13 protein-coding genes are annotated in these 11,770 nt (G+C 60.8%); 10 read left to right on the top strand and 3 right to left on the bottom strand.

Annotated elements, in window-relative coordinates:
- Nucleotides 1-3: 3 nt before the first annotated feature.
- Nucleotides 4-612 (bottom strand): HD family hydrolase, encoded by a 609-nt coding sequence (locus GUC32_RS20110; RefSeq protein WP_025304127.1) that lies wholly within the window; start codon nt 610-612, stop codon nt 4-6.
- Between the two features lie 183 nt (nt 613-795).
- Between GUC32_RS20110 and GUC32_RS20105 the strand changes: the two genes are divergently transcribed.
- On the top strand, nt 796-1,470 hold the full coding sequence (locus tag GUC32_RS20105) for a hemolysin III family protein (RefSeq protein WP_033639467.1): 675 nt from the start codon (nt 796-798) through the stop codon (nt 1,468-1,470).
- Between the two features lie 150 nt (nt 1,471-1,620).
- Nucleotides 1,621-2,118, top strand: a complete 498-nt coding sequence (locus tag GUC32_RS20100) for a DUF2165 family protein (RefSeq protein ID WP_025304125.1) — start codon at nt 1,621-1,623, stop codon at nt 2,116-2,118.
- Between the two features lie 38 nt (nt 2,119-2,156).
- Here the strand turns inward: GUC32_RS20100 and ygfZ are convergent, their stop codons facing one another.
- Nucleotides 2,157-3,149, bottom strand: coding sequence for a tRNA-modifying protein YgfZ (gene ygfZ, locus GUC32_RS20095; RefSeq protein WP_369435398.1), 993 nt, complete (start codon nt 3,147-3,149; stop codon nt 2,157-2,159).
- A gap of 320 nt (nt 3,150-3,469) precedes the next feature.
- Between ygfZ and sdhE the strand changes: the two genes are divergently transcribed.
- The 5 genes from sdhE to creD all read left to right on the top strand — a co-directional run bounded on the left by sdhE (nt 3,470) and on the right by creD (nt 7,694).
- On the top strand, nt 3,470-3,736 hold the full coding sequence (sdhE, locus tag GUC32_RS20090) for an FAD assembly factor SdhE (protein ID WP_004931679.1): 267 nt from the start codon (nt 3,470-3,472) through the stop codon (nt 3,734-3,736).
- Nucleotides 3,717-4,139 (top strand): protein YgfX, encoded by a 423-nt coding sequence (locus GUC32_RS20085; protein ID WP_025304123.1) that lies wholly within the window; start codon nt 3,717-3,719, stop codon nt 4,137-4,139. The genes sdhE and GUC32_RS20085 overlap by 20 nt, the downstream gene beginning before the upstream one ends.
- A complete protein-coding gene (gene creB, locus GUC32_RS20080) occupies nt 4,139-4,834 on the top strand; it encodes a two-component system response regulator CreB (RefSeq protein WP_369435397.1) in 696 nt (231 codons plus the stop codon). The genes GUC32_RS20085 and creB overlap by 1 nt, the downstream gene beginning before the upstream one ends.
- Entirely contained in the window at nt 4,831-6,249 is a 1,419-nt protein-coding gene (gene creC, locus GUC32_RS20075; RefSeq protein ID WP_369435396.1) for a two-component system sensor histidine kinase CreC, read from the top strand. Before creB ends, creC begins: the two co-directional genes overlap by 4 nt.
- Before the next feature lie 80 nt (nt 6,250-6,329).
- Nucleotides 6,330-7,694 (top strand): cell envelope integrity protein CreD, encoded by a 1,365-nt coding sequence (gene creD / locus GUC32_RS20070; protein WP_369435395.1) that lies wholly within the window; start codon nt 6,330-6,332, stop codon nt 7,692-7,694.
- 37 nt (nt 7,695-7,731) lie between these two features.
- Here the strand turns inward: creD and fldB are convergent, their stop codons facing one another.
- Nucleotides 7,732-8,250: a flavodoxin FldB gene (fldB, locus tag GUC32_RS20065; protein ID WP_025304119.1), complete on the bottom strand. Its 519-nt coding sequence runs from the start codon at nt 8,248-8,250 to the stop codon at nt 7,732-7,734.
- 85 nt (nt 8,251-8,335) lie between these two features.
- Between fldB and xerD the strand changes: the two genes are divergently transcribed.
- From xerD to recJ, 3 genes are read left to right on the top strand one after another with little or no spacing between them, the layout of a single operon-like run.
- Nucleotides 8,336-9,256 carry a site-specific tyrosine recombinase XerD gene (xerD, locus tag GUC32_RS20060; protein WP_185958054.1) on the top strand — a complete coding sequence of 307 codons (921 nt, stop codon included), beginning with the start codon at nt 8,336-8,338 and terminating at the stop codon, nt 9,254-9,256.
- A gap of 26 nt (nt 9,257-9,282) precedes the next feature.
- A complete protein-coding gene (gene dsbC, locus GUC32_RS20055) occupies nt 9,283-9,999 on the top strand; it encodes a bifunctional protein-disulfide isomerase/oxidoreductase DsbC (protein WP_025304118.1) in 717 nt (238 codons plus the stop codon).
- A 6-nt stretch (nt 10,000-10,005) separates the two neighbouring features.
- Nucleotides 10,006-11,739, top strand: coding sequence for a single-stranded-DNA-specific exonuclease RecJ (gene recJ / locus GUC32_RS20050; RefSeq protein ID WP_089196231.1), 1,734 nt, complete (start codon nt 10,006-10,008; stop codon nt 11,737-11,739).
- Nucleotides 11,740-11,770: the final 31 nt, after the last annotated feature.

Here is an 11,770-nt window from a genome sequence, read left to right as displayed (position 1 = left end):
CCTTTACTTCAACCAGCCTTTGCGCTGCGCATCCCGCAGGTGTTGCTCCATATGGTGCCACAGCTCGGGGTGTACGTCGGCGATCGATGCATTGCGCGCCAGCACCTGCTCCAGGCTGATGCCGTTTTCCACCCAGCTCTGGCCTTCATTGTGCAGGTTCATCAGCATCGGCATGGTGCGATCCAGCAGCAGAGCGAAGCGTGCATCGGCGCTTTCGCCATCTTCATACTCCTGCCATAAAGCGGTGAAATACTCGCGCTGAGCCTCCGGCAACATGCCGAACAGACGACGTGCCGCCGCCACTTCCTGATCGTGGATCGCTGCGCGGGCCGCCAGATCGTAGACCAGCACGTCGCCGGCGTCGATTTCTACGATGTCATGCAGCAGCGCCATCTGGATCACGCGCTGAATGTCTACGTCATCACCGGCGTAGGGCGCCAGGCTCATGGCGGCGATGGCGAAGTGCCAACTGTGTTCGGCGGAGTTTTCCTGGCGCTGGGTGCCCAGCACTTTGGTGCGGCGTTGAACACCTTTCAACTTATCGATTTCCATCAGGAATTGGATGACTTGGGTCATTGAGCCGAAATCTAACGCGGGTACAGCGGATGACATGGTGTAAACCTCAAGGTGGGTGGGTTGAAGCCTGACGATTGTAGACCACCGGGCGGGGGATTTCGATGGTTACACGCGTTCACATTTTTATTTTAGCGTACACGTGTACACTGGAATTATTCTCAGTTAAGCTGCTTTGCGTTAATTTCGAACAAAGCAGGGCATTTTGAGGGGTTGCGCGTTATGGGGAAAACGGACGTAGTGAAAGCCGGGAGCAATAAGATTGTCGCCGCGGCTTATCCGTGGGCGGAAGAGATCGCCAACAGCATCAGCCACGGCATCGGGCTGGTGTTCGGCATCGTCGGCCTGGTATTGCTGTTGGTGCAGGCGGTGAATACCGGCGCCGATGCGACGGCCATCACCAGTTACAGCCTGTACGGCGGCAGCATGATCCTGCTGTTTCTCGCTTCCACGCTCTACCATGCGATCCCGCATCAGAAGGCCAAGCATTGGCTGAAAAAATTTGACCACTGTGCCATTTATCTCCTGATTGCCGGCACTTATACCCCGTTTTTACTCGTGGGGCTGGATTCGCCGCTGGCGAAGGGCCTGATGGCGGTAATCTGGGGATTGGCGCTGCTCGGCGTGCTGTTCAAGCTGGCCTTCGCCCACCGTTTTGAAGCCCTGTCGCTGGTGACCTACCTGACGATGGGCTGGCTGTCGCTGATCGTAATTTATCAGTTGGTTACGCGGCTGGAGGCCGGCGGCGTCACGCTGCTGGCGATCGGCGGGGTGGTCTATACCCTGGGCGTGATTTTCTACGCCTCCAAGCGCATTCGCTTTGGCCACGCCATCTGGCACGCCTTCGTGCTCGGCGGCAGCGCCTGCCATTTCATGGCGATCTACCTCTACGTCTAAGCGTTGCCGCTACGTCTGAATGCGTATTGAACTGGCACCTCTTTTGTTTTAAAAAAGAGGCGCTTGCTTCTTTCGGGTATCCAGCAAGCCCGTTCCTTCATTTCTGAGCCCGCATACCGTTTCTTTAACCTCTGTTCAGGACTCACCAAGATGATCGTTCGCTTATCCAAAGCGCTGCTGGTCTGCGCTATCGCCTTGTTCGCTTCGCTGGTCGCCTTCGGCAACATCACCGACTACGGTTCCAACTTCGCCTTCGTGCGCCACGTCTTTATGATGGACACGATTTTCCCCGACGCCACCATCGGATACCGCTCGATACAGACGCCGTGGCTGCATCACGCCGGTTATATTTTCATCATCGCGCTGGAAAGCCTGACCGCGCTGCTGTGCTGGATTGGCGGCCTGCGTTTGTTGGGCGGCCTGAAACTGCCTGCGCACGCCTTTAACGGTCGGAAAAAGCTGGCGGTAGTGGGGCTGACGCTGGGTTTTCTCACCTGGCAGGTCGGCTTTATGTCGATTGGGGGCGAGTGGTTTGGCATGTGGATGTCGAAGCAGTGGAACGGCGTGCCGGATGCGTTTCGCTTCTTCGTCACCATCATTCTGGTGCTGATTTATCTGGTGCAGCGCGACGGGGAATTAGACGAGTAATGAAGATGGCCGCAGGCAGGGCGCCTGCGGCCGACGGATTATTTCTCTTCGGCCAGCGAGTAGGGCAACGGTTTGATCGCCAGTTGGCTGGCGGCATCGTCGCGCACCCGCAGCTGGCTATCGGCATCCAAATCGTTGTTCATCACCACCTGTACCCACAGCGTGCCGTCGGCCAGTTGGCTCGACGCCAATACGGTGCCGGTGCGGCGCCAGTTTTCACCCAGTTGGAGCTCCAGATCTTCCGCCGCCTGCGGGGTGCGGGCCGCTTTACCTTCCAGCCAGTAGAGCGCCCGCTTGTTGGCACCGCGGAATTTGGCGCGCGCCACCATCTCCTGACCGGTATAGCAGCCCTTGCTGAAGCTGATGCCTTCCAGCGCCTGCAGGTTGGTAGCCTGCGGGATCAGCTGTGCGCTGTTGGCAGCGTCGATAACCGGATAACCGGCTTCGATCTCCAGCGCCAGCCATTGGCTGCTGTCATTCAGCTCTGCCTGGTCATGCAGCTTGCCGATCAGTTGTTCGGCCACGGCGGGGCGGGTCACCAGCAGAAAACGTTCCGCCGGCGTAGCGAAGTGCAGAATCGTGGTCTCGCCGTCCTGCACCACCGGGTGCTCAGCGTCCGGCAACGTGGCGAACAGGCCCGTCAGCGCGGCGCGCGCCTGGAAACCGGCGACGCCCAGCAACACCGCGTCATTATCGGCGGCGATAGTGACTTTGGAGAACACCGCGTATTTTTTGATTTCAGCCAGCTGGCTGTCCAGCACGCTGCGGCGTTCCAGATAGGCGAAGCCTTCGCCACGGTGGAACAGACGCAGGTTGCTCCACATTTTGCCCTTGGCGTCACAGTGGGCGCACAGCACGTGCTGATCGGCCGCCAGCGCGTCGATGTCCGCCGTCACCTGGCCCTGAAGATATTTCACTGTGTCCGGCCCGTTCAACGTCACCAGCGCCCAATCTTCCAGCGAGATCAGCGTCAGGGGGAGATGGGTGGAAGCGGAGGGCTGACGGGGTGGGAATGGAATGTTATGCGCCATAGTAAATTCCTGCTCAACGTTTAGCTTACCTGAAGGGTATTGAACCCATGGTAAAAGAGGCGGCGGGCTTTGCAAACTGTTATTCGCGCCGTGGGACCGGGGGGCGCTTTTTTTGGCATTTTGCGCTTTATTACGTTTTCCGCAGCAAAGCGCCTTCCCGGCGTGTATGTCAAATTGTTACTCTATAGGCTTGCGGCCTGGGCACCCTTGCAGACAGATCCCCGGCTGATGGAATTATATTGCGACGGCGTTGCCATACAGTGTGTCATTTGAACCCTGCGCTGGCGCTGCCGCGCTGAAAAGAGGTGAGTCATAACAACATGGATATTAACAACAAAGCACGTATTCACTGGGCTTGCCGTCGTGGCATGCGCGAGCTGGACATCTCCATCATGCCGTTCTTCGAATACGAATACGACAGCCTGAATGACGCGGACAAGGCGCTGTTTATCCGCCTGCTGGAGTGTGACGATCCCGATCTGTTCAACTGGCTGATGAATCATGGCGCGCCGCAGGACGGCGAGCTGCAGAGAATGGTGACCCTGATCCAAACGCGAAATAAAGACCGTGGCCCAGTGGCGATGTGATATCCGCATTTCCTGGCGCACCCAGCTTTTTTCCCTGTTGACTCATGGCGTTCTGATCTTGCTGATCCTGATTTCGCCCTGGCCGGAAGGTTATGGCCCGCTTTGGCTGGTGCTGCTGACGCTGGTGGTGTTTCAGTGCATTCGTAGCCAGAAGCGCATCGCCGCAGTGCAGGGCGAGCTGCGGCTGCTGGCGGACCGGCGTTTCAGCTGGCACGGCCGAGAATGGCGGCTGGCGAAAAAGCCCTGGATGCCGGGCTACGGCCTGCTGCTGACGCTGCAGCCGATGGAAGGCAAAAAGCGCCGCCGGCTGTGGCTGGCTTCCGACTGCATGAGCAAAGAGGAGTGGCGCCACCTGCGGCAGCTGTTGCTGTATCCGCCGGCGGGTAACGGCGAGGAACCCTGATGAAACCCGTGCTCTGGTTGGTGGAGGATGAACCCAGCATTGCCGATACGCTGGTTTACACGCTGGAGAGCGAAGGCTTCGAAGTACGCTGGTTCGAACGTGCGGAACCGGCGTTGCAGGCGCTGGCGCAAGGCGCGCCCGCGCTTGCTATCCTCGATGTCGGTTTGCCGGATATCAACGGTTTTGAATTGTGTCGCCGCCTGCTGGCTCAGGCGGCTGACCTGCCGATTCTGTTTCTTACCGCCCGCAGTGATGAAGTGGATCGCCTGATCGGGCTGGAGATCGGCGCCGACGACTATGTCGCCAAGCCGTTCTCCCCTCGCGAGGTCAGCGCCCGGGTGCGCACCATTTTGCGCCGCCTGCATAAGCAGCAGTGCCTGCAACAGAGCGCGCGCTACCATTTCGGCGCTTTCACGCTCGACGAAGACGCGGCCACCATCTCCTACCATCAGCGGCCGCTGCCGCTGACCCGTTACGAATACTTGCTGCTGAAGACGCTGTTGTTGGCGCCTGGACGGGTGTTCTCGCGGCAGCAACTGATGGAAAGCGTTTGGGCGCAGGCGGAAGAAAGCCTGGATCGCACCGTCGATACCCACATCAAGACGCTGCGCGCCAAGCTGCGTGCGGTTGAGCCCGGTGAGCCGCCCATCCACACCCACCGCGGATTGGGCTACAGCGTGAGCCGCCAGCCATGAAAATTGGCCTGCGCCTGCTGCTGGGATATTTTCTGATCGTGGCGGTGGCCGGGTACTTCGTGCTGAGCATTTTCGTCCAGGAAGTGAAGCCCGGCGTGCGGCGCGCTACCGAAGGCACGCTGGTGGACACCGCCAACCTGTTGGCGCAAATCGCCCGTCAGGACATGCAGCGCGGCGATGCGGCGCATGGCCAACTGGCGCAGGCGTTCACGCAGCTGAACCAGCGGCCGATCGGCGCCAATATCTCCGGCATCCGCAAGGATCGCAGTGAATACCACGTCTATCTGACCGATGCCCAGGGCCGGGTCATTTTCGATTCTGCCGGCCGCGCGCAGGGGCAAGACTACTCGCGCTGGAATGACGTTTATCGGACGCTGCGCGGCCAGTACGGCGCCCGCAGCACCCGTAGCGATCCAGAAGATGAAAACAGTTCGGTGATGTATGTGGCCGCGCCGGTGATAGAACAAGGGCGTATTATCGGCGTGCTCACCGTGGGCAAACCCAACAGCACCATGGCGCCGGTGATCAAACGCAGCGAACGGCGCATTCTATGGGCCGGCGCGTTGCTGCTGGGGATTGCGTTGCTGATCGGCGCGGTATTCGTCTGGTGGATCAACCGTTCGATAGGCCGGCTGGTGCGTTATGCCGACGGGGTGGCGCAAGGGGAAAGCGCGCCGCTGCCCAAAGTGGGCGGGCGGGAATTGACGCAGCTGGCGCAGGCGTTGGAGAGCATGCGACTGAAGCTGGAAGGTAAAGCTTATATCGAACAGTATGCACATACCCTGACGCATGAGCTGAAAAGCCCACTGGCGGCGATCAGGGGCGCGGCGGAGCTGTTGCAGGAGCTGCCACCGCCGGAGACCGCCCGGCGTTTTCTCACCAACATCGAGCAGCAAAGCGCACGCATCCAGCAGCTGGTGGACAAACTGCTGGTGCAGGCGCGGCTGGAGAGCCGGCCAGACATGGAGACCGCGCCCATCGCGATCGCGGCGCTGGTCAGCCAGACGATGGCGGGCAAAGAGGCGCAGGCGATGCAGCGCGGCGTCAGATTGCAACTGGAGGCGTTGGCGGAGGTGACGCTGAACGGCGATGCGTTGCTGATCAGCCAGGCGTTGACCAACCTGCTGGACAACGCGATCGACTTTACCCCGTCGGGCGGGTGCGTCAGCGTGCGAGGCGAACGGCGGGAACAGCATTACTGCATCAGCGTCTGTGACGACGGCAGCGGCATTCCTGACTACGCCCTCGATAAAGTGTTCGAACGTTTTTATTCGCTGCCGCGCGCCGAACGGCCGAAAAGCAGCGGGCTGGGCCTGAACTTCGTGCAGGAAGTCGCCCGTCTGCATCATGGCGGCATTCACCTGCGCAACCGCCGGCCGCACGGGGTGGAAGCGACTTTCATGTTATCGCTGTGACTTCACCTTCCCTTCACATAACCACATTCTGATTTCACCTGCGGGTTTTATCGTGGCCTTATTACCTACGAGGAGCGAGCATGATGAAATCGGTACTTTTCTGGAAAATAACCACGCTGCTGGGATTGATGGTGGTGATGTTGATCCCCATCGCCCAGCTGATGAGCGTGATCGACGAACGCAGCGGCTATCGGCAAAGCGTGGTCGGGCAGGTGAGCGAAAGCACCAGCGGGGCGCAGCGCGTGCTCGGTCCGTTGATTGTCATTCCCTATGTCGAACGCGAAGAGAAGAAAGACGAGAAAGGACAAACGGTAGTGCAGCGGGTGCAGCATTACCGCTATTTGCTGCCGGAGTCGCTTCAGGTACAGGGCGCGCCGAATGTGGAGGTGCGCAAGTTGGGCATTTATCAGACGCAGGTTTACCAGGGGCCGCTGAACTTCAAGGTGCGTTTCGGCCAGCCGGAGCTGACGGATTTGCAACGCGCCAACGTGACCGTCGGCCAGCCGTTCCTGCTGGTGGCGCTGAGCGACTCTCGCGGCATCAAGCGCATTTCCCCGCTGGCAATGCCGCAGCCGGTGGCGTTTGAACCGGGCACCGGCGTGGGATCGTTGCGCCAGGGGATCCACGCCCCGCTGACGCTGGCGATGCTGCAACAAAAAGAGGGGCTGAACGCCGACTTCACCCTGACGTTGGCGGGCACCAGTAGCCTGTCGCTGGTGCCGCTGGGGCGCAGCAGCGAGCTGCAACTGCAAAGCAACTGGCCGCATCCGAATTTCCTCGGCAACTTCCTGCCGGACGAACGCAAGGTAACGGAGCAGGGGTTTAGCGCTCGCTGGCGCAGCACCTGGTTTGCCAACAACATCAACAGTGCGTTCTATTACGACGATGCCATTATCGACGAGGACAAGCTGCCGGCCTTCAGCGCCAGCCTGGTCGAACCGGTCGATCACTATCAGCTGACCGAGCGCGCGGTCAAATACGCGCTGCTGTTTATCGGGCTGACGTTTATGGCGTTTTTCCTGTTCGAAACCCTGACCGGGCTGCGGGTGCACCCGATTCAGTACCTGCTGGTCGGCGCGGCGCTGGTGTTGTTCTACCTGATTCTGCTGGCCTTCTCCGAACACCTGGGATTCGCTTTCGCTTACCTGGCGGCCAGCATCGCCTGCAGCGGACTGATCGGCTTCTATCTGAGCGCCGTACTGCGCGGCAAGCTGCGCGGTGCGCTGTTCGCCGCGAGCCTATTGTTGTTGTACGGCGTGCTCTATTTGCTGTTGCAGTCGGAGGACAATGCGTTGGTGCTGGGAGCCGGGCTGCTGTTCGCCATTCTGGCGGGCATTATGCTGTTGACGCGCAAACTGGACTGGTATCAGGTGGCCGATCCGACGCGTTTGACCAAGGAAACGCCGGCCGGGGAAGATGAGCCACGCTTCCGGCTGTGGAAATAAGCGAGGGGAATCGGGCGCGCTCAGCGCCCGATAGCGGCTACAGCAGCGGCTCCATCTCCAGCAGGATCTGTTCGCACCATTGCTGCAGGCGCTCTTCGCTCAGATCGTATTGGTTGACCTCATCGAGCGCCAGGCCGACGAAGTGTTTGCCGTCGGCGCTCAGCGGTTTGGGGCTGGTGAACTCGAAGCCCTCAGTTGGCCAGAAGCCGATGAACTGCACGCCCAGCGGCGCGATGTGATCGTGCAACATGCCCAGCGCGTCAAGGAACCACTCACCGTAACCGAGCTGATCGCCCATGCCGTACATGGCGACGATCTTGCCTTTCAGATCCAGCTCTGGCAACTGCGGCCAGATCGCTTCCCAGTCTTCCTGCAGTTCGCCGAAATCCCAGGTCGGGATGCCGAGGATCAGAATGGAATAGTCCTCCATCAGCTTGGGCGAGACGTCTTTCAGGTTGTGCAGGTCGACCAGGTCTTCACCCAGAATCTCACGGATTTTTTCTGCCGCCATCTCGGTGTAGCAGGTGCTGGAGCCGTAAAACAGACCAATCTTCATGTGTAAACCGTTACGTTGCTGTTTAGAGAATTGCAGCGAGTATACCTGATTTGCGTCGGCTTAAGGCATAATGGCGCGGGTGGAAATGCAACAAAGAGAGGACCGCGTGCAACAGCAAGACAATGCGCTGATTGAACAATTCCTGGATGCGCTGTGGCTTGAGCGCAATCTGGCGGAAAATACGCTGGCCTCCTACCGGCTGGATTTGCAGGCCCTGGGCGCCTGGCTTGGCCAGCAAAATACCACCTTGCTGCAGGCGCAGGCGTTGGATTTGCAGGCGTTTCTCGCCGAGCGGGTGGACGGCGGCTACAAGGCCACCAGCTCCGCGCGTTTGTTGAGCGCCATGAGGCGCCTGTTTCAATATCTGTACCGCGAGAAGCTGCGCGCCGACGATCCCACCGCGCAACTGGCGTCTCCCAAGTTGCCGCAGCGTTTGCCGAAGGATCTGAGCGAGGCGCAGATCGATGCGCTGTTGCAGGCGCCCTGCGTCGATCAACCGCTGGAGCTGCGCGACAAGGCGATGCTCGAAGTGTTGTACGCCACCGGGCTGCGGGTTTCCGAGCTGGTGGGGTTGAGCATCAGCGACGTCAGCCTGCGCCAGGGCGTGGTGCGGGTGATCGGCAAGGGCAACAAGGAGCGGCTGGTGCCGCTGGGCGAAGAGGCGGTCTACTGGATCGAAAATTACCTGGAGCACGGCCGCCCATGGCTGGTCAATGGCCAGACGCTGGATGTGCTGTTCCCCAGCACCCGCTGCCAGCAAATGACCCGACAGACGTTCTGGCATCGCATCAAACACTATGCCATCCTTGCGGGCATCGACAGCGAGCGTCTGTCGCCGCACGTGTTGCGGCACGCGTTCGCCACCCATTTGCTGAACCATGGGGCCGATCTCCGTGTCGTACAGATGTTGTTAGGGCACAGCGATCTCTCGACCACGCAAATTTATACACATGTAGCGACCGAACGACTGAAACAGCTACATCAACAGCATCACCCGCGCGCCTGAGCGGCGGGTTCGAAAGGATTGGAACAATGAAAAAAGGTTTAATGCTGCTCTCTCTGCTGGTGGCTTCGGTGGCCGGCGCCGCCCATGCCGATGACGCGGCGATCAAAAAAGCGCTCGCCAGCCTGGGTATCCAGCAGGCGGACGTGCAGCCTTCACCGGTCAACGGCCTGAAAACCGTGCTGACCGACAGCGGCGTGCTGTACGCCTCCGAAGACGGCAAGCACATCCTGCAGGGCCCGCTGTTTGACGTCAGCGGCAAAGAGCCGGTCAACGTGACCAACCAACTGCTGGGCACCAAGATGGACGCGCTGAAAGATCAGATGATCGTTTACAAAGCGCCGAAAGAGAAACACGTGATCACCGTGTTCACCGATATCACCTGCGGTTACTGCCACAAACTGCATCAGCAGATGAAAGAGTACAACGATCTGGGCATTACCGTGCGTTACCTGGCATTCCCGCGCCAGGGGCTGGCTTCCCAGGCTGAAAAAGACATGCAGTCGATCTGGTGCACCGCCGACAAGGCCAAGGCGTTCGACGCCGCCATGAAGGGCGATGCCGTTTCTCCGGCGACCTGCAAAACCGACATCAGCAAGCATTACGAGCTGGGCGTGCAGTTCGGCATTCAGGGCACGCCGGCCATCATTCTGGAAAACGGCATGATGATCCCGGGCTATCAGGGGCCGAAAGAGATGGCCGCCATGCTGGATGCGCACCAGGCCGCCACCAAAGCCGGTGGTTAATCGCCGGTGAGTATTAAAACGCAACTACGCCGCCGCCCGGCGGCGGACGACACGCATCTGCCCGCCAGTTTGCCGCCGCTGCTGCGTCGGCTTTACGCCCTGCGCGGCGTGCAGGCTGAGCAAGAGCTGGAACGCGGCGTCAAGGGCATGTTGCCCTGGCAACAGCTGGACGGCATCGACGACGCCGTCAGCCTGCTGCAACAGGCGCTGGCCGACGGCAGCCGCATCATGGTGGTGGGCGATTTCGACGCCGACGGCGCCACCAGCACCGCGCTGACGGTGCTGGCGCTGCGCAGCATGGGCGGCGCAGCCGTCGATTATCTGGTGCCTAACCGTTTCGAAGACGGTTATGGCCTGAGCCCCGAAGTGGTGGAGCAGGCGGCGGCGCGCGGCGCAGAACTCATTGTCACCGTCGATAACGGCATCTCCTCCCACGCCGGCGTCGACGTGGCGCACGCCAAGGGCATGCAGGTGTTGGTGACCGATCACCACCTGCCGGGCGAGACCCTGCCGGCGGCCGAAGCGATCGTTAACCCCAACCTGCGCGGCTGCGCCTTCCCGTCCAAATCGCTGGCGGGGGTTGGTGTCGCGTTCTACCTGATGCTGGCGCTGCGCGCCCGCCTGCGGGACAGCGGCTGGTTCGAGCAGCGCGCGCTGGCGATGCCCAATCTGGCGGAGCTGCTGGACCTGGTGGCGCTCGGCACCGTGGCCGACGTGGTGCCGCTGGATGCCAACAACCGTATTCTGGTGTATCAGGGGTTAAACCGCATCCGCGCCGGCAAATGCCGACCGGGCATCCGCGCGCTGCTTGAAGTGGCTAATCGCGATGCCCGCCAACTGGCGGCCAACGATCTCGGTTTCGCTCTCGGTCCGCGCCTCAATGCCGCCGGCCGGCTGGACGACATGTCTATCGGCGTGGCGCTGCTGCTGAGCGACGACATTGCGCAGGCGCGTATGCTGGCCAACGATCTCGATGCGCTGAACCAGACGCGACGCGAGATAGAGCAAGGCATGCAGGTGGAAGCCCTGCAGCTGTGCGATCAGCTGGAGCGCACCAGCACCGAGCTGCCTTACGGGCTGGCGATGTATCACCCGGAATGGCACCAGGGCGTGGTGGGCATCCTCGCTTCGCGCATCAAAGAGCGTTTCCACCGCCCGGTGATCGCGTTCGCACCGGCGGGCGACGGCATACTGAAAGGCTCCGGCCGTTCGGTGCCCGGCCTGCACATGCGCGATGCGCTGGAGCGGCTGGATATGCTGAACCCCGGGCTGATGATGAAGTTCGGCGGCCACGCGATGGCGGCCGGATTGTCGCTGGAAGAGGCCAAATTCGACGAGTTCCGCCAGCGTTTCGGCGAGTTGGTGGGTGAATGGCTCGATCCGGCGATGTTGGAAGGGGTGATCTGGTCCGACGGCGAACTGGCGATGCAGGAGCTGTCGCTGACAACGGCGGAGCTGCTGCGCGAGGGCGGCCCGTGGGGCCAGGCGTTCCCGGAACCGACCTTCGACGGCAAGTTCCGCATCCTGCAGCAGCGGCTGGTGGGCGAGAAACACCTGAAGCTGATGGTGGAGCCGCTCGGCGGCGGCCCGTTGCTCGACGGCATCGCGTTCAACGTGGACACCACGCTGTGGCCTGACAGCAGCGTGCGCGAGGTGGAACTGGCCTACAAGCTCGACGTCAACGAGTTTCGCGGCAACCGCAACGTGCAGCTGCTGATCCAGCATCTTTGGCCGCGCTGAGGCGAAATTGACGTTCGTGCATCGGTCAGTG

The organism is Serratia sp. NGAS9, assembly GCF_009905295.1.
In the GTDB taxonomy this organism is placed as follows: domain Bacteria; phylum Pseudomonadota; class Gammaproteobacteria; order Enterobacterales; family Enterobacteriaceae; genus Serratia; species Serratia bockelmannii.
The sequence above is the reverse complement of the archived record's forward strand: the minus strand, read 5'-3'. Positions and strand labels throughout refer to the sequence as shown.